General features: G+C 61.3%; 19 protein-coding genes, 1 other RNA gene and 2 pseudogenes. 13 read left to right on the top strand and 9 right to left on the bottom strand.

Annotated elements, in window-relative coordinates:
* Nucleotides 1-124 precede the first annotated feature (124 nt).
* The 4 genes from ffs to recR all read left to right on the top strand — a co-directional run bounded on the left by ffs (nt 125) and on the right by recR (nt 3,853).
* An RNA gene (ffs, locus tag ACS8Y6_RS17930) (signal recognition particle sRNA small type) lies at nt 125-221 on the top strand.
* A gap of 212 nt (nt 222-433) precedes the next feature.
* Nucleotides 434-2,608: a DNA polymerase III subunit gamma/tau gene (gene dnaX, locus ACS8Y6_RS17925; protein ID WP_440856204.1), complete on the top strand. Its 2,175-nt coding sequence runs from the start codon at nt 434-436 to the stop codon at nt 2,606-2,608.
* Nucleotides 2,605-2,928 carry a YbaB/EbfC family nucleoid-associated protein gene (locus ACS8Y6_RS17920; RefSeq protein WP_109994828.1) on the top strand — a complete coding sequence of 108 codons (324 nt, stop codon included), beginning with the start codon at nt 2,605-2,607 and terminating at the stop codon, nt 2,926-2,928. The genes dnaX and ACS8Y6_RS17920 overlap by 4 nt, the downstream gene beginning before the upstream one ends.
* Nucleotides 2,929-3,256: 328 nt before the next feature.
* Nucleotides 3,257-3,853, top strand: a complete 597-nt coding sequence (gene recR / locus ACS8Y6_RS17915) for a recombination mediator RecR (protein WP_440849901.1) — start codon at nt 3,257-3,259, stop codon at nt 3,851-3,853.
* 54 nt (nt 3,854-3,907) lie between these two features.
* On the opposite strand, the gene ACS8Y6_RS17910 is transcribed toward recR, so the two are convergent.
* Nucleotides 3,908-4,240: a 4a-hydroxytetrahydrobiopterin dehydratase gene (locus ACS8Y6_RS17910; protein ID WP_440849902.1), complete on the bottom strand. Its 333-nt coding sequence runs from the start codon at nt 4,238-4,240 to the stop codon at nt 3,908-3,910.
* A 126-nt stretch (nt 4,241-4,366) separates the two neighbouring features.
* Here ACS8Y6_RS17910 and orn point away from each other — a divergent pair, with 126 nt between their 5' ends.
* A complete protein-coding gene (gene orn / locus ACS8Y6_RS17905) occupies nt 4,367-4,912 on the top strand; it encodes an oligoribonuclease (protein ID WP_440849903.1) in 546 nt (181 codons plus the stop codon).
* A gap of 617 nt (nt 4,913-5,529) precedes the next feature.
* Here the strand turns inward: orn and ACS8Y6_RS17900 are convergent.
* On the bottom strand, nt 5,530-6,975 hold the full coding sequence (locus ACS8Y6_RS17900; protein WP_440856203.1) for a cryptochrome/photolyase family protein: 1,446 nt from the start codon (nt 6,973-6,975) through the stop codon (nt 5,530-5,532).
* Between the two features lie 331 nt (nt 6,976-7,306).
* On the bottom strand, nt 7,307-8,875 hold the full coding sequence (locus ACS8Y6_RS17895; RefSeq protein WP_440856205.1) for a cryptochrome/photolyase family protein: 1,569 nt from the start codon (nt 8,873-8,875) through the stop codon (nt 7,307-7,309).
* Between the two features lie 485 nt (nt 8,876-9,360).
* On the opposite strand from ACS8Y6_RS17895, the gene ACS8Y6_RS17890 reads away from it, so the two are divergent.
* The 3 genes from ACS8Y6_RS17890 (at nt 9,361) to ACS8Y6_RS17880 (ending at nt 11,410) form a co-directional block, all read left to right on the top strand.
* Nucleotides 9,361-10,143, top strand: a complete 783-nt coding sequence (locus ACS8Y6_RS17890) for an NAD-dependent protein deacylase (RefSeq protein WP_440856202.1) — start codon at nt 9,361-9,363, stop codon at nt 10,141-10,143.
* A 45-nt stretch (nt 10,144-10,188) separates the two neighbouring features.
* Nucleotides 10,189-10,824 (top strand): adenylyl-sulfate kinase, encoded by a 636-nt coding sequence (gene cysC, locus ACS8Y6_RS17885; protein WP_440856201.1) that lies wholly within the window; start codon nt 10,189-10,191, stop codon nt 10,822-10,824.
* 85 nt (nt 10,825-10,909) lie between these two features.
* On the top strand, nt 10,910-11,410 hold the full coding sequence (locus ACS8Y6_RS17880) for a hypothetical protein (RefSeq protein ID WP_440856200.1): 501 nt from the start codon (nt 10,910-10,912) through the stop codon (nt 11,408-11,410).
* A gap of 313 nt (nt 11,411-11,723) precedes the next feature.
* On the opposite strand, the gene ACS8Y6_RS17875 is transcribed toward ACS8Y6_RS17880, so the two are convergent.
* The 3 genes and pseudogenes from ACS8Y6_RS17875 to ACS8Y6_RS17865 form a co-directional block, all read right to left on the bottom strand.
* Entirely contained in the window at nt 11,724-11,960 is a 237-nt protein-coding gene (locus ACS8Y6_RS17875; protein WP_440849910.1) for a hypothetical protein, read from the bottom strand.
* 153 nt (nt 11,961-12,113) lie between these two features.
* Nucleotides 12,114-12,456 (bottom strand): annotated as a pseudogene (locus ACS8Y6_RS17870) (transposase domain-containing protein); the annotation flags it as partial.
* Nucleotides 12,457-12,851: 395 nt separating this feature from the next.
* Nucleotides 12,852-12,905: pseudogene (locus ACS8Y6_RS17865) on the bottom strand (hypothetical protein); the annotation flags it as partial.
* A gap of 352 nt (nt 12,906-13,257) precedes the next feature.
* Here ACS8Y6_RS17865 and ACS8Y6_RS17860 point away from each other — a divergent pair.
* The 3 genes from ACS8Y6_RS17860 (at nt 13,258) to ACS8Y6_RS17850 (ending at nt 16,917) form a co-directional block, all read left to right on the top strand.
* Nucleotides 13,258-14,385, top strand: a complete 1,128-nt coding sequence (locus tag ACS8Y6_RS17860; protein ID WP_440849911.1) for a glycosyltransferase — start codon at nt 13,258-13,260, stop codon at nt 14,383-14,385.
* Between the two features lie 613 nt (nt 14,386-14,998).
* On the top strand, nt 14,999-15,106 hold the full coding sequence (locus ACS8Y6_RS17855; RefSeq protein ID WP_440849912.1) for a sugar transferase: 108 nt from the start codon (nt 14,999-15,001) through the stop codon (nt 15,104-15,106).
* Between the two features lie 416 nt (nt 15,107-15,522).
* A complete protein-coding gene (locus ACS8Y6_RS17850; protein ID WP_440849913.1) occupies nt 15,523-16,917 on the top strand; it encodes an undecaprenyl-phosphate glucose phosphotransferase in 1,395 nt (464 codons plus the stop codon).
* A gap of 90 nt (nt 16,918-17,007) precedes the next feature.
* Here the strand turns inward: ACS8Y6_RS17850 and ACS8Y6_RS17845 are convergent, their stop codons facing one another.
* On the bottom strand, nt 17,008-18,012 hold the full coding sequence (locus tag ACS8Y6_RS17845) for an NAD-dependent epimerase (protein ID WP_440849914.1): 1,005 nt from the start codon (nt 18,010-18,012) through the stop codon (nt 17,008-17,010).
* A 230-nt stretch (nt 18,013-18,242) separates the two neighbouring features.
* Here ACS8Y6_RS17845 and ACS8Y6_RS17840 point away from each other — a divergent pair, with 230 nt between their 5' ends.
* A complete protein-coding gene (locus tag ACS8Y6_RS17840) occupies nt 18,243-19,514 on the top strand; it encodes a nucleotide sugar dehydrogenase (protein ID WP_440849968.1) in 1,272 nt (423 codons plus the stop codon).
* 218 nt (nt 19,515-19,732) lie between these two features.
* Here the strand turns inward: ACS8Y6_RS17840 and ACS8Y6_RS17835 are convergent, their stop codons facing one another.
* Together ACS8Y6_RS17835 and ACS8Y6_RS17830 are read right to left on the bottom strand one after the other, a co-directional pair.
* A complete protein-coding gene (locus ACS8Y6_RS17835; protein WP_440856199.1) occupies nt 19,733-20,284 on the bottom strand; it encodes a hypothetical protein in 552 nt (183 codons plus the stop codon).
* Between the two features lie 759 nt (nt 20,285-21,043).
* The gene (locus tag ACS8Y6_RS17830) at nt 21,044-21,751 is read right to left on the bottom strand and encodes a transposase (RefSeq protein ID WP_440856198.1); all 708 of its coding nucleotides are present in this window, start codon (nt 21,749-21,751) and stop codon (nt 21,044-21,046) included.
* Nucleotides 21,752-21,807: 56 nt separating this feature from the next.
* Between ACS8Y6_RS17830 and ACS8Y6_RS17825 the strand changes: the two genes are divergently transcribed.
* On the top strand, nt 21,808-22,146 hold the full coding sequence (locus ACS8Y6_RS17825) for a hypothetical protein (protein ID WP_440856197.1): 339 nt from the start codon (nt 21,808-21,810) through the stop codon (nt 22,144-22,146).
* Nucleotides 22,147-22,396: the final 250 nt, after the last annotated feature.

Here is a 22,396-nt window from a genome sequence, read left to right as displayed (position 1 = left end):
TCGAAGGAGCACGCCTGGAAAGCGTGTGTGCGGTAACCCCGTACCGAGGGTTCGAATCCCTCCCTCTCCGCCAACAAAGTGCGTCGGCGCGAAAACCGAAGCACTCGTTTGCAATGGTGGCCCGCGTCGGTGCCCCCGCGACGATATGCCGTAAACCCCGTCAGGCCCGGAAGGGAGCAGCGGTAGCGGCGGACTCGGGCGCCGGGGTGTCGCTGGCGCGGGCCGCCACCTTTATCTGCCCGCGGGCAGCGCGGGCGATGGCCTTCGCTGGGTGAGGGGCGGGCCCTGGCTGTTGACGCGGCCGACGTTCCCGCTTGAAACGTCCGGGCCATGCCGCGATAGTTGAGAAGATCAGCCGCATTCGTTCCAGGATGGTTCGCCTCATGACGCAAGCGCCGCTAGTGTCCTGTAACGTCAGGTCACGTTTCTCCGCATGAGTTTTCAAGCGCTGGCGCGAACATGGCGGCCCCGCCGCTTCGATCAGCTCGTGGGCCAGGAGCATGTCGTCCGCGCGCTTACCCACGCGCTTGACGGCGACAAGCTGCATCACGCGCTGCTGTTTTCCGGTACGCGTGGCGTGGGCAAGACCACACTCGCGCGCATTATTGCCAAATGCCTGAACTGCGAGCGCGGCGTAAGCGCGTCGCCCTGCGTCGGCGAGGAGGCCTGCGCCACCTGCCGCGAAATCGACGAAGGCCGCTATGTCGACCTGATCGAAGTCGATGCGGCGTCGCGTACCGGTGTCGACGACACCCGCGATCTGATGGACAACGTGCAGTACGCACCCACGCGCGGCCGCACCAAGGTGTACCTCATCGACGAGGTGCACATGCTGACCAAGCATTCCTTCAATGCGCTGCTCAAGACGCTCGAGGAGCCGCCGCCACGCGTTCAGTTCCTGCTGGCGACGACCGAACCGGAAAAGATCCCGGTGACCATCCTCTCGCGATGTCTGCAATTTCCGTTGAAACGTCTGTCGGCAACGCGTATCGCCGATCGGCTGCGCCATATTGTGGACGCGGAGTCGTTGTCGGCTGACGAGGAAGCACTGGCCGAGCTCGCCCGCGGTGCCGACGGCAGTATGCGCGACGGCTTGTCGTTGTTGGATCAGGCCGTTGCGTTCGGTGGCGGTCATCTGGACGTCGACGGTGTGCGCGACATGCTCGGCACGATTGGCGAAGCGCGTGTCGCCGAATTGATCGACGCGGTGATCGACGCGCAAGCCACCGCCGCCCTGATTGCGCTGGAATCGCTCTATGCCCAGGGCATCGACATGCGATACCTGCTCGAGGCGATCGCAACCGCCTGGCAGCACATCGCCACAGTGCAGGTGGTCGGCGAAGCAATCGATGACGAAAGCGCGCGTTGGCAGGCCTCGGCAGATCGCCTCGATCCGCGTGTCACACAGTTGTTCTACGACATTACGGTTGCCGGCATACGCGACTTGCCGAATGCGCCCGATCCGTTGGTCGGCGTCAAGATGTCGGTATTACGCATGCTGGCTTTCGCCCCGGCATGCAGCGATAACCCCGTGCCCGCGTCGACCACTTCGCCGGCGCCCGTCGCGCGCGGGCCCGAGGTGCCGGAACAGGGTGCCCCGGCGGATCGCAAGCAGAGCGCGCGCGAAGCGATGGCCCGCGCCCGCGCGCAGCTGCAGGGCAAAAAAGACGGCGGATCAGACGAGTCGACGACGGTCACGCCCGCTGAGCAGTCCGTCACGCCCGATGCCGCAGGGCCATCCGTGGCCGTGTCGGAACCGTTTGCACAAGCGCCGGCCGACCTTGCGCCAGCGGTTGCCGAACGGCCTGCGGCGATTAACGAGCAAAGCGCCCCAGCAGCGGAGGAAGCCGCGACGCCAGCCCCGGCGAATCGCGCGGCGGCCGAGGAGGTGCCGGCGCCGGTTGCGCCGGCTTCCCCAGATCGCGAATCGGCCGGCGGGGCCCAGCGACAACAGGGCGGGCTGACCGTCGCCGACGCGCACACGAGTTCTGCACAGGCGCAGCCCGAGGCGGAGCGTCAGGCGACCCACGAGGTCGCCGTGACGGCGGTTGGCACGCCGGAACAAAGCCCGCTTGATCCGGCTATCGCGGTTGTCGATTCGTCGCGGGCGGCGGACGCGGCCGAGGCAGACACCGGGCACGCGCCCGAGGCCACAGGCGACACGTTCGATTTTTCGTCGACCCGCGATCACCCCGAGGATTGGCACGCGCTCGTTCCGCGTCTCGATGTTCGCGGGTTCGCCGCCCAGCTTGCCAACAACGGCGTATGCCGCCATCTCGACAACGCGTTGATCGAGCTCGATCTGGCCCGTGCGAACGCGTTTCTGGCTACCGAGGATGCCCGCGAGCGGCTGCAATCGGCCCTGTCGGATGCCTGGGGCACGGCCGCGCCCCCGCACCTCAAGATCAACGTGGTGGACGAGCTGCACGACACGCCGGCCAAGCGTATCGAGGCCAATGCCGAAAAGCGGCAGCAGGACGCGGTTGCATCCATCGAAAATGACCCGATCATTCAGCAATTGCGCAGCCAGCTTGGTGCCCGGCTGCGTCCCGAAACGATTAAACCCCATCGCTCACCGGGCGCGATGCAGCAAAGAGACGATCAATGAAAGGTTCCATCGGCAAAATGATGCAACAGGCCCAGGCCATGCAGGGCAAGATGCAGGAAGCCCAGAAAGAGTTGGCGCAGATGGAAATCACGGGTGAGTCCGGCGCCGGCCTGGTCAAGGTCGTGATGACCGGAAAGCACGAAGTCAAAAAAGTGCATATCGACCCGTCCGCGCTGGAGGAAGACCCGGAGTTCCTCGAGGATCTCGTGGCCGCGGCAATCAACGACGCCGTTCAACACGTGGAGACCGCAAGCAAGGAAAAAATGTCCGAGCTGACCGGCGGCATGGAACTGCCGGAAGGCATGAGCCTGCCGTTCTAGACGGCCGATCGAGGCCCGTGCAACGCGCGGGCCTCGCGCCTGGCGCCCATGTCGGATGACGCCTCCGGCTTAATCCACCTACAACAACAGCCCGGCCGAAGCGCGTAGGTCGGCTTAGGCCGCAGGCCGTAAGCCGACAGAGCCCCGCGCACCCGGCGAGCCGGTCCAGACACGCAGACCGAAGCCCTGCGCCAGCTACCGCCGCGCCCCTCGTCATGCCGATCAGCCCGGGCTGCGGCACCTGCCGGCAGCAACAAGCCCCCAGAAGCAGGCCGCATTCCGGCATAATCGCGGCCTCGGCCCAGACGATGTGCACCACGAAACCGCCATGGCCTTTGCTCCTGCTTTATCCCGGCTGATCGACGCTTTCCGCGTACTGCCCGGCGTGGGCGCGAAAAGCGCCCAGCGTATGGCGTTTCATCTGCTTCAGAACGAGCCCGAGGGCGGTATCCATCTGGCGCAGACGATTCAGACGGCGATAGCCAACATCCGGCATTGCCGCGAATGTCGGATGTTCGCCGAAGCCGAGCTTTGCGAGATCTGTCGAAACGAGCAGCGGGACGCCAGCCGTGTGTGCGTGGTCGAGAGTCCGGCCGATGTCATGGCCATCGAGCAGAACACCAACTTCGACGGGCGCTATTTCGTGCTCATGGGCCATCTGTCGCCCATCGACGGTATCGGCCCCGAGCAACTCGGCCTGGATATTCTGCGCGATCGTCTGGTCCGTGGGCCGGTGGCGGAGCTGATACTCGCGGTCGGCGCCACCGTCGAGGGCGAGGCGACCGCTCAGTACATCGCCGACCTCGCGCGCCAGAACAGCGCCAGTGTCACCCGTATTGCCCACGGCGTACCGGTGGGGGGCGAGCTCGAGTACGTCGACGCCGGCACCCTGAGCCAGGCGTTCTCCGGCCGCCGGCCGCTGTAAACGAAAGACAAGCGGGCGGTAGCGGCTGCTGCGCCGGGCCCGGCCGGCCGCGTATCAATTCAACAGGCGGTCGATCTTCGCTGCGCTGATGAAATCATTGTCGGACAGGCCGCCGATGGCGTGCGTGGTCAATTCGATGCGGCAGCTGTTGTAACCGAACGTGATATCGGGGTGATGATCTTCGCAGTGCGCGATGTACGCCACGGCGTTCACGAATGCCTGGGTCTGGTAATAGTTCTTGAACTTGAACTGGCCTACGATCTTCTCGTCATCCGCATTTTGCCAATGATCACTGAGCTGCTTCATGCGATCGGTCACCGTCTGACCCGTCATCGGCTGGGTGCCGCCTTCGCAGGGGGCGCATTTCTGATCCGCGAGCGCATTCATAAGCGTGACTTGGTTGCGAACTGTTCGATGTCACGATAACACTGCCCGCTGCCGTGACGAACCCCGGTGGGTGGTCGTCGGCGAACGTCTCGCGCACAATGCAAGTTTAGGAATCAAGAAGAACCCATGAGCTACGCCGACGATAACCTGATCTGGATCGACCTCGAGATGACGGGTCTCGACCCGGACGCCGATCGCATCATTGAAATCGCCACGCTGGTCACCGACGCGAATCTTCACGTGCTGGCCGAAGGGCCGGTGCTGGCCGTCCGCCAGAGTGATGATCGGCTGCAGGGAATGGACCAGTGGAACACGCGCCAGCACAACGCCTCCGGGCTGGTAGCGCGGGTTCGCGCCTCGAGTGTTGATGAAGTCGAAGCCCAGCGCCGCACCATCGAGTTTCTTGAAAGCTACGTGCCCGCGCGCCGCTCGCCCATGTGCGGCAACAGCATCTGCCAGGATCGCCGCTTTCTCGCCCGCTACATGCCCGAACTGGAGGCCTACTTCCATTACCGGCATATCGATGTCAGCACCCTCAAGGAACTTGCCCGCCGCTGGGCGCCCGAAGTGGCGAGCGGCTTCTCCAAGGATTCGAGTCACCTGGCCATGGACGACATTCGCGACTCGATCGAGGAGCTGTCCTACTATCGCGATACCTTGCTAAAAGTATGATGATAATAGGAAAAATGAAATCGTTCGCCTAAGGTCTAACGGCCGATACGTTGACCCGAGCTGGCGTGCGGCGTAAAACAAAGCATACGCGCCGAGGGCCACTAACGAATCAACGCATTGGCGCCGTATCGCGCGGTCTCTCGGAGGGGACGGAGAACAACAATCCACGACACGGCGAAATAAAGAATCCCGGCAGCCGCAGCTTCAAAGCTGCAGAAAAACAATACGGGAACGCCACCTCAGGACTCCTTCGGGAGTCCTTTTTTATGAATGGAAGCCCGGCACCCACATGCACATGCCAGCCCCGCTCCGGATGTCGGATCACGCCTCCGGCGAATCAGGCCTACAACAGCTCGATCGAAGCGAGTAGGTCAGCTTAGACCACATGGATTGCATCGCAATCCATGATACCTTTGGACTTGGCCAAAATCAGCGCCAAAAAAAGTCTTTTGGCACAGATGCTTGCGATGCAATCCATATCAGGCCACGGGCCGTAAGCCGACAGGCCCGCGCGCCCGGCGAACCACCCAATTCGCCCGGGCCGGCCCGTACGTCCGATTACGCCACCGGCGAATCCGACCTGCAAAAGCCAGATCGTTGCCGCAAATCACCGACGGCTATGTATTCTTGATCCGATCGAACGCGTCGAGCGCCGCCTGGCGCGAAGCCTTGAGATCGACTATCGGGTTCGGATAGGTCTGGCCCAGCGTCACGCCGGCATCGTCGAGCACTTTCTGTGGCGCGGCCCATGGCCGATGAATATGTTTGTCCGGCAGACCGCTTAGCTCGGGAACCCAACGTCTGACGTACGCGCCGTCCGCGTCGAAACGCTCGCCCTGGCGTGCCGGATTGAATATACGGAAGAATGGGGCAGCGTCGGCGCCACAACCCGCCGCCCATTGCCAGCCGAGCGTATTGTTCGCCAGATCGGCATCCACGAGCGTATCCCAGAACCAGCGTTCGCCATGCTGCCAGCCGATCCGCAGATTCTTGGTCAGGAACGACGCCACCGTCATGCGCAGGCGGTTGTGCATGATGCCGGTCGCCCAAAGCTCGCGCATGCCCGCATCCACCATCGGGACCCCGGTGCGGCCGGCCTGCCAGGCTTGCAGGGCCTCGTCATCGTGGGTCCAGGGGAAATGCTTGAACCGCGGATCGAGCGGTTCATCGGGCGTATTCGGAAAGTGGAACAACACGTGGTGTGCGAACTCACGCCAGCCGATTTCGCTGAGAAAGATATTCGCATGCTTACGATGCGATTCATTACCGTGGTCGTGCAGCCACTCTTCCAGGCGATGCACGATCTGGCGCGGCGCGATCTCACCGAAATGCAGGTGCGGCGAAAGATACGACGTGCCCGGCTGCGCGGGGCGCTCACGGCTTTCGCCATAGCCGCCGAGCGTGTCGTTCACAAAGGTTTCCAGACGCGCGTGGGCCCCGTTCTCGCCCGGCCGCCACGCTTGCCGGATACCCGTATCCCATCGGATATCCGGCAGCAGGCCCAGGTCCGACAGCGCCTCCGAGCCAATCCGGGACCATACCGCCGGCAATGCCTCGGGGGCGGGGAGTGGATTGCGCACCGGGTCGTCGCGAATGGCTTTCCAGAACGGCGTGAACACCTTGTACGGCGTATTCTGCCGGGTCGAAACAGTCCACGGTTCGTGCAGCAAGGCGGCATTGAAGCTCGCGGCCTGGATGTTTGCCTCCTCGAGGTGGCGCTTCACCTGTTTATCGCGAGCGATCGTGCTCGGATCGTACAGCCGATTCCAGTAGACCGCGCATGCACCGCTTTCTTCGATCAACGCATCCAGCGCGGCTATCGTCGGCCCCTGACGAATCACCAGCCGCGAGCCCAGCGCTTGAAGATCGGTGTCCAGCGCCGCAAGCGAAAGATGTTGCCAGACGCGCTGCGCACCGCCCGGCGCCCAGTCTCCCAGTTCGTCGGGCGCATGGATGAACACCGGTACGATCGAATCGAACCCGGCGTCGATCGCAGCGTGCAGCGCCGGATTGTCCGCCAGCCGCAAGTCGCGCCGAAACCAGATAATCACGCGTTTTTTCATCGAAGCTCACTCGTCGATCGATACACCACTGGGCGTACGCAGACCCCGAAACAACAGATGATAGCGCGCAAGTCATTGGCGACGGGTCCAAAGGCCGAACAAAGCGCGTAGGTCGGCTTAGATCACATGGATTGCATCGCAACCCATGATGCCCTGGGGATCGGCCAAAATCAGCGCCAAAAAAGTCTTTCTGGTACAGATATTTGCGATGCAATCCATATCAGGCCGGAGGCCGTAAGCCGACACTGAGGCCCCGGCGATCAAACGCCGCGTCCGTACGCCGGTACGCCTCATGTCGAACCCATCGGCCCTATCCTGCCGCGCCGCGTTATCAAATTCGCTCGCCGTCTTCGATCTGCTGCCGGAGGGTACGAGCCCGGCGACGAATGGCCGCCATCAATCCGGCATCCGCGCGTTTCTTTTCCAGATTCTTGACCTGAAACACCATGCGTCGATTATCGCGAAACGCCTCGAGATTGCGGTCGAGGAAATCCCAGTAAAGCGTTGTTATCGGACATGCTTTATCGCCGCTCGCCTGCTTGTAATCGAACCGGCAATGCTTGCAGTAATTGCTCATCTTGTTGATGTAATTGCCTGATGCACAATACGGTTTGGTGCCAAGCAGGCCGCCGTCACCGAACTGGCTCATGCCGAGCGTGTTGGGCAGGCTGACCCAGTCGATGGCATCCAGATACATCGCCATATGCCACTCGTGAAAGCGGTACGGGTGCACGCCGGCCACGAGCGCGAAAAGCCCGAGCACCATCAACCGCTGAATATGATGGGCATAGCCGTTGTCCACCACGTTGCGCATGGCGTCGGCAACACAGGCCATATTAGTGTCGCCGTCCCAATACGCGCGCGGCACCGGTAATTCGGCGCGCAGCGCGTTCCGGCTGGCATAGGCGGGCATTTCGCGCCAATAGATGCCGCGCACGAATTCCCGCCAGCCCAGCACCTGACGGATATACCCCTCGACGCTGTTCAGCGGCGCCTTGCCGGACTCGTAAGCCGCGACGGCCGCGCCGACGCATTCGCGCGGGTCGATGAGATGGAGATTGAGCGCGGCGGACAAGCGAGAGTGATAAGCGAACGGCATGTCGGTCCAGAGCGCATCCTGATAGTCACCGAACAACGCGAGCCGCTGGTCGATGAAATCGCGCAACGCGGTACGCGCTTCATCGTGGGTGACCGGCAGGTCGAAGTCCTTGAGGTGGCCGGGGTGGTCATCGAATCGCGCCGCCACCATGTCGATAACGGCGCGGGTGATCGCGTCGGGCCGAAAGCCGCGAACGTGCGGGAGCTCGCCGGGCCCGTCTCGGCCAAAGGTTCGGCGGTTCTGCTTGTCGAAGTTCCATTGGCCGCCTTCCGGCTGGTCGCCATCCATCAGAATATACTCGGTGCGCCGCATCCAGCGATAGAAGTACTCCAGCGTCAGCGAGCCCCGGGCATCGGCCCAGTCGTTGAAGGCATCGAGACCGCAATAGAAGTGGCGGTCGGGCCGAACCTGCAGGGGTAGGTCTTGATGCTTCGCGCAATCGGCCAGCACGCGCTGTACCCGATAATCACCGCATTCGCTCATCACCAGCCGTTTCGGGCCGAGCTCGCGCACCGCGGTCGTCAGGATCGCCGCGAAATCGACGCCGCTGTCGCACCGCCCATCCACATCCAGCGCGTGGTACCAGACGCGGAACCCACGTGCGCGCAGATCGTCGCGATGATGGCGCATGGCGGCGAAAAACAGCACCAGCCGTTGCTTGTGGCACCACATATGCGTCGCTTCGGTCTGGTTTTCTGCCATCCAGACCACATCCCGTGCGGGATCGTAGTCGTCCAGCGCCGACAGTCCACGATCCAGCTGATCGCCGAGCACGATGACGAGATTTCGGATACCAGCCAATCGCGGCTCCTGCAGGGTCGGGTCACGTATCGTACGCGGGTCAATCCGAGCCGGATGCCGGTCCGTGCCACGGCCGCCCCATGCCGGACGACGCCTCCGACAAATCCGAGCCACAACAGCCGAAACAAGGCGCGCAGGTCGGGTTAGACCACATGGATTGCATCGCAATCCATGATGCCCTCGGGATAGGCTAAAATCAGCGCCAAAAAAAGTCTTTTTGGCACAAATGCTTGCGATGCAATCCATATCAGGCCGTAAGCCGACAGAAGTACGCCTACCCACCAGACCAAACCGCCCAAGCCGCGGCCGCCCCACATGTCGAAGCGCGCCGCCAACGAATCCCCCCACAAACGCCAACCCCACCAACCGGGCCGGGCGGTTGGCCCACTCGCCACCCCGCGCCGCGGGGGCACAACGGTCTGCGTCCGCGGCGCACCGGGCCGGCCACCTACATTCATCATTCGGCCTCCGGCATACTGCGCACCATGTCACGTTCGCTCGACGACAACATCGCCCGTGCGGCAAACGCTCTTGGCTCGGCCTCGCGCGTGCTCGCGATTACCGGTGCCGGCATGTCCGCCGACTCGGGCATGCCGACATACCGCGGTGTGGGCGGCTTATACAATGACCAGGCCACGGCCGACGGGGTGCCCATCGAACAAGCGCTCTCGGGCCCGATGTTCGCGCGCAACCCGGCGCTGACCTGGAAATATCTGGCGCAGATCGAGTCGGCCTGTCGCGGCGCACGGCCCAATGCCGGCCACCGGGGGCTCGTGTCGCTGGCCGAACATGTCGACCATTTATGCGTGGTCACGCAGAACGTGGATGGCCTGCATCGGGCCGCGGGTACGCGCCAGCTGATCGAAATGCACGGCAATATTCATCGTCTGTTCTGCGTGCGCTGCGGACAATCCCGCGACGTGCCGGACTACGCCGGCTTGCGACGATGGCCGCCCCTGTGTGCGCGTTGCGCGGGGGTGGAGCGCCCGGCGGTGGTGCTGTTCGAGGAAACGCTGCCGCGTTCGGCGCTGGAACGTTATCAGCGCGAACTCGCCCGCGGTTTCGACGTGGTACTAATGATTGGCACCACGGCGGTTTTCGAATACATTGCCGCGCCCGTATACGCCGCGGCATCAGGGCAGGGCACGGCAATCGAGATCAATCCCGCGGAAACGCCAATCACGGAATTGTGCGATGTAAAGTGTGCAGGGCGTGCCGCCGATGTCATTCCAGCGCTCCTTCGGCAACTCGCGGCCGACGGTCGCTGACGGAGCACCCGCAAACCGTTCAGATGAGGGCATAGGCTCGAACCCATGAGCAATACAGAAAACATCGTGTGGCACGAAGGCTCGGTCAACCGGCAACGGCGCGAGGCCATCAATCGGCACCGCGGCCTCACCATCTGGTTCACGGGCCTCTCCGGTTCGGGCAAATCGACCATATCCGTCGCGCTCGAAGAGCGTCTCACCAACATGGGCTGTCGCACCTATCGCCTGGACGGCGACAACGTCCGCACAGGGCTCAATCGCGACCTGTCGTTCACGCCCGAAGACCGGATCGAGAATATCCGGCGGATCGGCGAAGTCGCCAAGCTGTTCCGCGACGCCGGCATCATCAACCTCACCGCGTTCATCTCGCCGTACCGCCGGGACCGCGAAATGGCGCGGGCCCTGTCCAGCGAGGAAGATTTCGTCGAAGTGTTCGTCGATGCCCCCCTGGAAATCTGCGAGCAGCGCGACCCGAAAGGGCTGTACAAGAAGGCCCGCGCCGGCAGCATCCCCAACTTCACCGGCATCAGCGCACCCTACGAACCGCCGGAACAGGCCGAAGTGCATCTGCACACCGCGGAGAAGGACATCACCGGCTGCGTGGACCAACTTGTCGAGTATCTGATCACACACGGCTACCTCGAGCGTTCGCTCGTCGCCGCCGCCGGTACCGCACGGTGAAGACAGTGTATTTTGAACGTGTCGGTAGGCCTGACACGTTGTGCTATCCTCCCGCGCTTCGACTCGAACCGCTGGTGCCACCCGTATGTCCCTAATGCGTCTTGGCCTGCTTTTAATCGCCTCCGTTGCCATAGCCGGCTGCAGCACGCTCCACCTCGGTAGAAGCGCATCGGGTGTATCGGTGGTGGGCAAGAGCACGTATTGCGGCACGCCGTCGCAAGCCTCCGAAGTACATTACTTTGCCGATCCCGACGCCTTTCAAAACTGGATCGACTACCGCAACGTCAACGGCTTTAACCCGAAGATGGCGCGCAACGGTGTACTCATCGTCGAAATGGGCCAGCGCCCGACTGGTGGCTACGACATCCAGCTCGCCAGCAAGAAAACCGGCATCAAGAATAATGTGCTGACCATCGGCATGGATTGGCACGCCCCGCGGCTGGATGCAGCCGTCAGCCAGGCGATGATCACCCAATGTGTGGCCCTGCATTTGCCACAAGGGCAGTATCACAAGGTCCGCGTCGTTGATCAGCTGGGCAATGTCAGGGGCAGTGCCGACGTGAGCAGCTCGGCGAAAGGCAGCTGAGCGGTAACCTTGCCTGATAGGGTTTAACAAAATTCTACGCTTATGTACGAGCAATCACTGCTGTGCCACAGGTTTCGCAGCAGCCCGGGTCGGGCCGACGCAGTGGCATCGGGCTGATCACCGCGGAGCAGCCGAAACCGGTCTCGGCGCTCGCACAAGTTGAGCTGCAGCAATCGAGTTATCTGCCCCGGGCTGCGATCGATACGACTACTGAATTTAATTGACGTCCGAAGCAGATAAACGCATACATCAGGCGATCCAGATCTGCGCCGGGACCGTATTCCGGGAGAGGTGTCCACTAACGACTTGATCCTCAGGTTCTGGTTGACGAACCTGGAAAGAGTTCTATCTTCCAGCGCGCCTTGTAGATATCGGGGAGGGTCCTGGCGGCCAGATAAAAATTGCTGCTCAGCACGCCCTGGCCCGTCAATGCATTGAACCAGGCGTAGTCGTTGTGGGGGCGCGGTCCGTCACGACGCTGCTGTCGCGTGGCACGCCCCTCCCTGCGCGCCACGATGGCATCGCGGGTCGCACCGTCGGTGAGCACCACAAGGCACGGCAGATAACCGTCGTGATTCAGCCCGACATGCAGCTTGACCGCGCCTTTTGTGGTGCGGAACTTCGTGCAGGGAAAGACCGACAGACAGAGACCGATGGTCGAGGCATCGAGCGAGATCAGTCGCTTTTAGAACCACGTAACCGACTATTCGGAGACGTTATTGTCGAAGCGGTCGAGATCGGAACGTAGGGGCTGGTCGGCGAAGTGTTCGTTCCAGCGCCGCGGGATGAGTGCGGCGACGCCGCTCGCCGGATGAATGCCGACCCGTTGGAGCATATCCACCAGATAGATATACGGATCGATGCCATGCAGCCGGCAGGTGGCGATCAGGCTCTGGATGATGCCCATGTGCTCGGTGCTGGCTTCCATCCAACAGAACAGCCAAGTTGCCACGCCCCATCGGGATCGGCCGCAGACCACGTTCCAGATGGTTGGTGTCAATTGGCACCTCGCGATCGCCGAGTAAGACTTCGAGCGACGCCTTGCGCTCGGAACGCGCAGGCCACCGCCCTGGCCAGGGGATGACTGGGCTCCAGATCCAGGCACTGGCCGCACCATTGCCGGAACGCCCGGACCGCCGGTCCGCGGTATTTCGTTCGCGCGGCCTGTTTGTTGGGGCCTGTGCATTGTTTTTGCCGGATTGTGGCGTCGGTCTGGTAACAAGTCACCGATCAGCGTCAGTGCGTGTTGCGCCTGGGGATCACTGTCCAGCACCCGTTCGAAGCCCCGGCGGATATGCGCGCCCTGCGCTGGGCATGGATGACGCCCGACCGGGCCTCGGCATAGCGGACTTGGGCCGCAGCTTGCCGGGCCGGCCCGCCCGGCCTTGAAGGGCGTCTCGTCCATCGCCAGGACCCCACTTTGCAGCAGATGTTCGAGCTGGGCGAAATGGATCGGGCAGAGCAAGGCCGCTGTTCGGGCCACCAGTCGGGTCAGTGTGGCGCGGGCCAGCGTGATGCCGCCGGCGGCCAGATGCGCGGGCCACCGGTCGAATGCACGCCATCACGTATCGTGACGGGCCGTGCGTCGATCGATGTTTATGACCGTTGGTATCATTCCTCAGCACGACGGGCCGTGACCCACCGTGCCGTGGTCGAGTTCCCGGTGCTGGTCTAGGTCGACTAGTTCAATGATCAGCATCTGTTCGAGCCGATCGGCGATATTCCCCGGCCGAGGCGGAAGCCAAATTCTTTGACACAATTGCCCCGGCTACCGAAGTGGCGTGACTCAAACCCACGAGTCTTCAGTAAACCCGGGGCGGTTCAAATCTAAACTGGTCTGATAGTCCATGCCGAATTTACGTATAGCCCTGGTTCACTATTGGTTTGTAACGGATCGTGGAGGGGAAAAGGTTGTAAATTCTTTATGCAAGCTTTTTCCTGATGCTGACGTATTCACGCATGTGATCGACCGTGAGCGATTTGGTGCTTTAAACAAGGCGCATTATGTGCGTGAAACGTTCATTGCCCGTATTCCTGGCGCGCGCAAACATTATCAAAGGCTTTTGCCGTTGATGCCCCTTGCGCTTGAGCAGCTGGATCTTCGTGAATATGATTTGGTAATTTCCAGTGAGTCCGGGCCGGCGAAGGGGGTGTTGACTGGTCCAGACACGTTACATATCTGCTATTGCCATTCCCCGATGCGCTATTTATGGGATATGTATCCGGATTACCGCGAGGCGGCCGGTCGATTAACGCGCGCAATGATGGTTCCGCTAACGCATTATTTAAGGCTATGGGACCGAGCCTCAGCCGATCGCGTAGACCACTTCATTGCGAACTCGCATTTCATCCGTGCACGTATTCGGAAGTGTTATCGGCGCGATGCGAAGGTCATTCATCCGCCGGTGGATGTTGGGCGCTTTGAATGTGTGTACGAGAAGGGCGATTATTTTCTGCTATTAGGGCAGCTGACCCGGTATAAGCGTCCAGATATCGCGATTGAGGCTTTCCGCGCTCGCTCGTCGATGCGATTGCTTGTGGTCGGGGAGGGGGATTTCAGAGATGAGTTGCGGCGAAATGCGCCAGGTAACGTGGAGTTCCTCGGGCGCGTGGATGACGCCCGTGTGAAGGAGCTTCTGGAGTCAGCGCGCGCGCTGGTTTTTCCCGGAGTGGAAGATTTCGGAATTGTGCCGATAGAGGCCATGGCCTGCGGCACGCCAGTGCTCGCTTACGGGCGAGGTGGCGCGCTCGAAACCGTTATAGACGGTGAAACGGGTTTGCTGTTTTCTCACCAAACGCCCGAATTTCTGATGTCGGCTCTGGAGCGTCTTGAGCAGTGGGAGCCGACCATTGACCGCGCGGCTATCCGGGCGCATGCCCTGACCTTCTCGGAGGAGCGATTTCATCACCGCATGAAGGAAGCTGTTGACGGTTGGCTAGCCCAGGTGCATGGAGGATATTCGGCGGGTGGATAACGAATGGGTGGCGTTTGTTGATGTGCCGAGATCCATCCGGGCGAGCGCGCATGCGGGTTAGTGAGCAGCACCGCGCCTTCGTCGTATACTATTAACACGGCACAAAATAGATGATTCTTCGGGCTAATAGCGCGAGTATACGACCGCATGCTCGTCGCGGCTATTGGCCGCTAAGACTTTGAAAATAAACGATGTAAAGGCGACTGCTTTTATTTTCATGGCGTTGAAAACAGCGGATGAAGTCGGCTGTTTTGATGCCTTATTGATAATAGTAGTCGGGCGCGAGGGCTATTTGTACGGAATTTGCCAGCTGCAATCGGCAGACGTTATACCGCGCGAGTTGCGCGGTCGTCTGACGCGGGCCGCCGGCGGGCGCGAAACCGGCAGTGGACTTGTACGGTGGCCCGATTCTCGTTTTCTTCCCTTCTTTGTTTTGCTAATCGTTTATTGGCGTACTTCGCTTTGTTGCGCATATTTTGTTCGGTCGGGCATGGCGTGCGGAAATTTCGCGGTATATACCCGGGTGTAGAAGTGTGCCTGCAACAGCTGCGCGGATACGCGTGTTGAATGGCAGACGAACTTGGAGTTGAAAAAGATCGCGGGGTGACTCCGTTTGGGGGCTGTTCTTAGGCGGTCGAGCTTGGATGAGCTGCTTCAGTCGTTGCGTGTGGTGGTTGGCGATATGTTCCTGGTTGGTCCGCGGCCGATTGTGGAAACATGAGTTTGTGCGTTATGGCGGTCATGGGCGGCTCGACCTCTCGGCATGCCCGGGCATGCGCGGCCTTTGGCGCCGCATCGGCTGTCGCGATACCCATTACCGATTATCGATAGCGTATTGCTTTGGATTGCGCCTATGTTTGAGCGCAGGGCCTTGGGCCGGATCTTAAGATGCTGTTCAAGGCGATTGCGGTAGTACTGCGAAATCGCCGGGGTGCCTACCGCTTTCACCGGTATACGCCGGGCTCGAATTGGTAGCGGCATCGTATATCCGCAGGAGGCTCGGCGGCGCATGCTTTTTCCGTTGTAAAATCTTGTACCTAACGCGTTTTCCATGGGTCGGCTGGAGGTTCGATAGGGCTAAGCCGTTTTCGAGCCCGAGCGTGTAAAATCGCGTAGTTGAATTGGTGAATAAGAGGCATGTTCCAACGCGGTTTTCTTAGAGAGCACGGTAATATTTCGGTCGCGCTTTATGTGTTGGTCGATCTGGCGATGATCTGTGCCGGGGCCTACCTCGCTTACTTCTGGCGGTTTGATGCGCTTGGCCTCGGGGCGCATTACCGCGGTCCGGTCATTGTCGCGCTTCTGCTCACAGTCAGTGTGTTCCCTTCACTGCAGCTTTACGACTCGTGGCGCGGTCGTAACCTCGTGGATCAGTTCCGGGCCGTAACGTTCGGGTGGGGGGGCGTCATGCTCGGTTTGATCCTGGTCGGTTTCGCGGTCAAACAAAGCGATAGTTATTCGCGCTTATGGGTCGCCACCTGGGCGGGTTGCGCCTGGGCATTGCTGGTTGTGGGGCGGGTGGCGACATTTGTCACCTTGCGTGAACTTCGCGCTCGCGGGTTGAATCACCGTCGAATCCTCATTGTCGGCGACAGCGCACTAGCCGAAGAAGCCTTGGCACGGGTAAAGGCAACGCCTTCCACCGGTTGGGAGGTTATCGCCGTGGCGATGATCGATCACGACGGAAACCAGAAGCTCGGCGATGTGCGAGTGGTGGCGTATCAGGACCGGACCGAGCGCCTTGCGCGCCGCTTCCATGTGGATGAAATCTGGCTCTGCTTGCCGCTCGATCAGCAGGCGCTGATTGACCGTGTGTTGTGGGACTTTCGCCATAGCCCCATTACCATGCGCCTTGTGCCCAATCTTCGCGGTATGCGTCTCATCCAGCATCCAGTCACGGAAATTCTCGGCGTGCCGATGCTGAATCTGAACGTCTCGCCCATGCATGGGCTGAGTCGGGTGATCAAGGCGGTCGAAGATCGGACGCTAGCCTTGATCATCCTCGCGCTCATCAGTCCGTTGTTGCTGGTACTCGCGTTTGGCGTAAAGATGAGTTCTCCTGGGCCGATCTTCTTTCGTCAGAAACGCATGGGATGGAATGGTCGACTTTTTACCATATTGAAGTTCAGGTCCATGCTCGTGGATGCGGAGTCCCGAACCGGCGCGGTCTGGGCGCGGGCAGGCGAGACGCGTTCGACGCGTTTCGGTGGTTTTCTGCGGCGGACCAGCCTCGATGAACTGCCCCAGTTCATCAACGTGTTGCGCGGAGACATGTCGATTGTCGGGCCGCGGCCGGAGCGGCCGGTTTTCGTCGACCAGTTCAAGGCCGAAATTCCCGGCTATATGCAGAAGCACATGGTGAAGGCCGGGATCACGGGCTGGGCCCAGGTCAATGGCTGGCGCGGCTCGACCGACCTTACAAAGCGGATCGAGCACGATCTGTATTACATTGAGCACTGGTCGCTGTGGTTCGATCTGAAGATCATCTTCCTCACGATCTTCAAGGGATTCGTGCACAAGAACGCGTATTAGTGGGCCTCGTGCGATCCGATCGGTGTTTGGCTCGTGAGATCAGCGGGCTTTGTTCTGTTCGCATAGGCCGAGTGGTTGACGTGAGTCGGTTCAGCCGTAATAGCTCTGATACCAGTCCACGAATTTCTTCACGCCTTCGTCGACGGTGGTTTCGGGGCGGTACCCAACGGCTTCGAACAGGCCATGGACATCGGCGTGGGTCGCTTCGATGTCGCCGGCCTGCATGGGCAGCATTTCCTTTTCGGCCGTGATGCCCAGGCATTCCTCGAGGCGGTTGATGTAGTCCATCAACGGCACGGGGTTGCCGTTGCCGATGTTGTAGATCCGCCAGGGTGCGGGGCTGCGGTCGACACGGGGGGCGTCGCTGTTCCAGTTTTCGTCCGGTGTGGCGGTTTTATAGAGGACGCGGGCGATGCCTTCAGCGATATCGTCCACGAAGGTGAAGTCGCGCCGGTGTTTGCCGTGGTTGAACACCGGGATGGGCTCGCCCGCCAGCATCTTGCGAGTAAACAGGAACAGCGCCATGTCGGGCCGGCCCCAGGGGCCGTATACCGTGAAAAATCGCAGGCCTGTCGTCGGCAGGCCGTACAGATACGAGTAGGAGTGCGCCATTAACTCCGTGGCCCGTTTCGAGGCGGCGTAAATGGCCAGCGGGTGATTGGCGTCGCCGCCGGGCGAGAAGGGCATGTCGGTGGAAGCGCCGTACACCGAGCTGGTGGAGGCGTATACCAGGTGGTCGACTTTGTTGTGCCGACAGCCTTCGAGGACGTTCAAGGTGCCCGTGACATTCGAGTCGATGTAATCATGTGGATGGTCGATTGAATGCCGTACCCCAGCCTGGGCGGCCAGATGTACGACGCGCTCGAAGCCGCGTTCGGCGAACAGTGCCGGCATGGCCTGACGATCGGCGATGTCGAGCTCGACTTGTTCGAACGCCGGATTGTTTTCGAGCACGGCCACGCGGGCACGCTTGAGCGCGACGTCGTAATACGGGTCGAAATTATCGACGCCCACCACGTGCTCGCCTCGATCCAGCAGTCGCTGGGCGACATGAAACCCGATGAAACCTGCGCTGCCGGTGACGAGAATGGTCATGAGCAATCCAGTGGTGACGCTGCATATGGGGCGGACCTGATTATACCGGGCATGTGACGCCTCCGACGCGGATCTGCCGCATGGCGTTCCGGGTTTTTCGCATATAGCCGGTCCGGCCCCCGGCGCCTGCGAGTTTCGGTATGATCGCAGGACAACGGGCTCGGGCCGAGCGCGCGGCTTTCGCGTAGCGCCCAGAATAATAAAGAGGGTGGAACGTGTCGGAAACGAATATGCCGGCAAGCGACCGGTTGGCGGTTCTGGGCCTCGGCTATGTTGGGTTGCCGCTGGCGGTGGCATTTGGCCGGCATCAGTCAACGCTCGGGTTCGATATCGACGGAAAACGCGTCGCTCAGCTGCGCGACGGCCATGATTTCACGCGTGAAGTTTCGCCCGAGCAGCTGGCAGCCTCGAACGGGCTGTCGTTCTCGTCCGATCCGGCGGATCTGGCCCAAGCGAATATCTATATCGTGTCCGTACCGACGCCGGTGACGGATGCCAAGGTGCCGGACTTCGGCCCGCTGGAATCGGCCACGCGCGCGCTCGCGCCTTATCTGTCGCGCGGCGACATCGTGGTGTACGAGTCCACGGTGTACCCGGGGGCGACCGAAGAGCGCTGTGTGCCGATTCTCGCCGCGGGCTCGGGGCTGGTGTACAACGAAGGCTTTTTCGTCGGCTACAGCCCGGAGCGCGCAAACCCCGGCGATACCGAGCACGGGTTGGCCAATATCGTGAAGGTGGTGGCCGGCTCCACGCCCGAGATCGCGGATCGTTTGGTGGCACTGTACGGGCAGATCGTGCCGGCGGGGGTGCATCGGGCCTCGTCGATCACGGTGGCCGAAGCGGCCAAGGTGATCGAGAACGTCCAGCGCGATATCAACGTCGCGCTGGTCAACGAACTCTCCAAGATCTTCGGGCGCTTGAACATCGACACCCAGGAAGTGCTCGAGGCGGCGGGCACGAAATGGAATTTCCTGCCGTTCAAGCCGGGCCTGGTCGGCGGGCATTGCATTGGCGTGGACCCGTATTACCTGACCTACAAGGCGCAATCGGTGGGCTACCACCCGGACATCATCCTCGCCGGGCGGCGCATCAACGACGGCATGGGCCGTTATATCACGCACGAAGTCGTGCGCCTGATGCTGCGGCGCAAGATCCAGGTGAACGGCGCGCGCGTGCTCATCATGGGGCTGACGTTCAAGGAAAATTGCCCGGATATACGCAACACGAGGGTAGTGGATATCGTGCACGAATTGCAGGCCATGGATGCAGCCGTCGATATATACGACCCGTGGGCCGATCCGGCGAAGGTGACCCACGAATATGGGCTGACATTGGTCGATTCGCCGCAACCGGGCACCTACGACGCCGCCATCGTGGCCGTCGCGCACCGTGAATTCCGCCAGGCCGGCAGCGACACCGTGCGCAGTTATTGCAAGCCCATGCATATCGTCTACGACGTGAAATACGCCTTCGCCGCCGACGAAACGGACGGACGGCTTTAGTCACGTAGCGCGCGATGCCGGCTTACAGCCTCTGGTCCGCGCCCGCAGACGGAGGCCAAGCAGACCGCGTAGCTCGGATCAGCCGCAGGCGTAATCCGACAGATCGAAGTCACCTGTACACAACTCAAACGGCGCCCGAGTCGGGCCACGATCCGGCCCGCGCCGGACTCTCTCTATCCCGGCTTGCGGCCTTGGGTCTCGAACCACACCGCTCGGCCTCAGAACGCGAGGAGCACGCCCATGCCGACGGCCATGTTGCCGCGGAGACCGCCGCCGCTGCTCTGGCGCAGCCGCTCATCCTTGATTGCCAGTCCGCCCTGGACGCCTACGCTCTTGTTGAGCCAGTTGTGCGCCATGAAGCCGCGTAGGCCGTTGTTTCGGTTAAACAGGTGCGTGTCCGGCGCCGCGGCGGCCGCATTGTCGCTGCCGGTATTCTGTTGCGCGTCCGTTGCCAGCGGGCCGGCCAGCGGCGCCCGCACCGAATGAGCGGTCAAAACAAGCGACGCGCGGCTTTCATTCGTCAGTGGCACATCGCGCGGCGTATTGGCGGGCAGTTTGAGATTGAGTGGCGGTGGCACGCTTGCCCGCGTGATGGTGACGACGCTCGCGTCGTGATGACGTTCGGGCTTCAACGGCGACAGACTATCCATTGGCGCCCAGGCCAGCCGCGCGTGAGCCCGCGGTGGCGCTACGGCCCATTTTGAAACAGTTGGCTCGGCCGAATGCCGGCTCGCCACCGCGGCAGCAGGCGGTGCCGGCTGCTGGGCCACGACCGGATCGTGGGGCGTACGCCATAAAAAACAAATGCCCGCCACAACAGCGCCGATGACCAGCGTCGAAGCGGGGTAGATGAACACTGTGCGCGAATTCATGGCGCGGCACGTAAATAATAGCCGAGTCGCATATCGTCGTCGAAATCGTGCGGACTTTCAATAATTATCGACGGCCCAGCCGCTTCGGGCCCGGCTTTCTGCCAGTGCTGAACAACATGAAGCCCGCGCGATCGGCGGATTCGCGGTCGGTTACCGTGGCCGCCGGGTAGCCCGAGGCTGGCCGCGGCGTTTATCCGGCCAAATTTTACGTCAAACGCAAGCCGGGCCGAGTGGGGCGTGATTATGGCTCGATGGTGTCCGGAGGCCGGCGCGGGCGTCGGCCGTTTAGCGTGCCGTCCGCCCAGAAGCGCGGCTCGTTGGCGTTGCGTAAATAAACGCGACTCGCCTGGATGTCCGGCCCGCCGCGGTGCGGGCCGTTCCAGTAGCTGAACACCGCGCTATAGATCGCGGCCGTTACAGTGACCAGCGCGAAAACCGCTCGGCCTGTTGTAGATAAGGGGTCAGACACTAGATAAGGGGTCAGACACGATTCGACGAGCGAGAGATAAGGGGTCAGACACGAGTTAGATAAGTGTACGAGTAGATAAGGGGTCAGACACGATTCGACAAGTAGATAAGGGGTCAGACACGATTCGACAAGGGAGATAAGCTAAGCGGGACGGGAACGCCGGGCAGGAAAGCCCGGCCATCACGATCCTATCGGTCGGTAAAGGCGTTATTTTTCTTCGGCCGGCCTCGCCGCCCGGGCGTGGCTCGGATATTGAGTGATTGCCCGATGCGTTCGCGAAAAGCCTCACTGCCAAGCACAACGCCCTGACGGGCGCTCAGCCGAATCTCGTGCTCCGTTTCCGCTGTCAGCGGTATGCGGAACAACTCGCGGTATGCGTGCTGCCGCGCCGCCGCGGTCGGACCGAGGGCATTGTAGAGAGAATGGGGCGTGAGCCACGCATCGCCTCGGCCCAGCGCGTTGGCGTGGTAGCTGGACCAGCGGTAATCGTCCGGCATATCGGCCATGCCCTGCGCTCTTACCGGGTTGAGTTCGATGTAGCGATAGCAAGCCAACAAATAACGCTCGGACTCCACCGGGCTGGCGCGGTAACGTCCTTCCCATAACGTACCGGTGCGCTCATGTCGGCGGTTGACCTGCCCGACGTAGCGACGCCCAACCGATTGCATCATACGCGACACCGCGCGATCCCGGTGGGGCGTGACCAACAGATGGACGTGATTGGTCATCAACACATAAGCATGGACATCACAACCGCTGACCCCGGCAGCCGTCTGCAAGCATTCCAGGTAAAACAGGTAATCATCCTCGTCGAAAAAGCAGGCCTGACGATTATTACCACGCTGAATCACGTGCTGGGGCACGCCGGACAGGTTGAAGCGGGGCAGGCGGGGCATGGGCTGGCTGCGAAGCGTTGCTTGTATTGCTTGGCACTATATCAGGACTGGAGCTAATGTATCTGACCCCTTTATTGCTGACCCCTTTATTGCTACCCAACCGATTGCATCATACGCGACACCGCGCGATCCCGGTGGGGCGTGACCAACAGATGGACGTGATTGGTCATCAACACATAAGCATGGACATCACAACCGCTGACCCCGGCAGCCGTCTGCAAGCATTCCAGGTAAAACAGGTAATCATCCTCGTCGAAAAAGCAGGCCTGACGATTATTACCACGCTGAATCACGTGCTGGGGCACGCCGGACAGGTTGAAGCGGGGCAGGCGGGGCATGGGCTGGCTGCGAAGCGTTGCTTGTATTGCTTGGCACTATATCAGGACTGGAGCTAATGTATCTGACCCCTTTATTGCTCTGGGGCACGCCGGACAGGTTGAAGCGGGGTAGGCGGGGCATGGGCTGGCTGCGAAGCGTTGCTTGTATTGCTTGGCACTATATCAGGACTAGAGCTAATGTGTCTGACCCCTTTATCCCACCGGACAGGTTGAAGCGGGGCAGGCGGGGCATGGGCTGGCTGCGAAGCGTTGCTTGTATTGCTTGGCACTATATCAGGACTGGAGCTAATGTATCTGACCCCTTTAT

Source organism: Salinisphaera sp. RV14 (assembly GCF_052044135.1).
Taxonomy (GTDB): domain Bacteria; phylum Pseudomonadota; class Gammaproteobacteria; order Nevskiales; family Salinisphaeraceae; genus Salinisphaera.
This window is presented reverse-complemented; position numbering and strand designations above follow the sequence as displayed.

What these genes read in the sequence shown, in the direction of transcription:
- dnaX (WP_440856204.1), top strand. Translation starts at nt 434, where the DNA reads ATGAGTTTTCAAGCGCTGGCGCGAACATGGCGGCCCCGCCGCTTCGAT.
- ACS8Y6_RS17920 (WP_109994828.1), top strand. Translation starts at nt 2,605, where the DNA reads ATGAAAGGTTCCATCGGCAAAATGATGCAACAGGCCCAGGCCATGCAG.
- recR (WP_440849901.1), top strand. Translation starts at nt 3,257, where the DNA reads ATGGCCTTTGCTCCTGCTTTATCCCGGCTGATCGACGCTTTCCGCGTA.
- ACS8Y6_RS17910 (WP_440849902.1), bottom strand. Translation starts at nt 4,240, where the DNA reads ATGAATGCGCTCGCGGATCAGAAATGCGCCCCCTGCGAAGGCGGCACC.
- orn (WP_440849903.1), top strand. Translation starts at nt 4,367, where the DNA reads ATGAGCTACGCCGACGATAACCTGATCTGGATCGACCTCGAGATGACG.
- ACS8Y6_RS17900 (WP_440856203.1), bottom strand. Translation starts at nt 6,975, where the DNA reads ATGAAAAAACGCGTGATTATCTGGTTTCGGCGCGACTTGCGGCTGGCG.
- ACS8Y6_RS17890 (WP_440856202.1), top strand. Translation starts at nt 9,361, where the DNA reads ATGTCACGTTCGCTCGACGACAACATCGCCCGTGCGGCAAACGCTCTT.
- cysC (WP_440856201.1), top strand. Translation starts at nt 10,189, where the DNA reads ATGAGCAATACAGAAAACATCGTGTGGCACGAAGGCTCGGTCAACCGG.
- ACS8Y6_RS17880 (WP_440856200.1), top strand. Translation starts at nt 10,910, where the DNA reads ATGTCCCTAATGCGTCTTGGCCTGCTTTTAATCGCCTCCGTTGCCATA.
- ACS8Y6_RS17860 (WP_440849911.1), top strand. Translation starts at nt 13,258, where the DNA reads ATGCCGAATTTACGTATAGCCCTGGTTCACTATTGGTTTGTAACGGAT.
- ACS8Y6_RS17850 (WP_440849913.1), top strand. Translation starts at nt 15,523, where the DNA reads ATGTTCCAACGCGGTTTTCTTAGAGAGCACGGTAATATTTCGGTCGCG.
- ACS8Y6_RS17845 (WP_440849914.1), bottom strand. Translation starts at nt 18,012, where the DNA reads ATGACCATTCTCGTCACCGGCAGCGCAGGTTTCATCGGGTTTCATGTC.
- ACS8Y6_RS17840 (WP_440849968.1), top strand. Translation starts at nt 18,243, where the DNA reads ATGCCGGCAAGCGACCGGTTGGCGGTTCTGGGCCTCGGCTATGTTGGG.
- ACS8Y6_RS17830 (WP_440856198.1), bottom strand. Translation starts at nt 21,751, where the DNA reads ATGCCCCGCCTGCCCCGCTTCAACCTGTCCGGCGTGCCCCAGCACGTG.
- ACS8Y6_RS17825 (WP_440856197.1), top strand. Translation starts at nt 21,808, where the DNA reads ATGTATCTGACCCCTTTATTGCTGACCCCTTTATTGCTACCCAACCGA.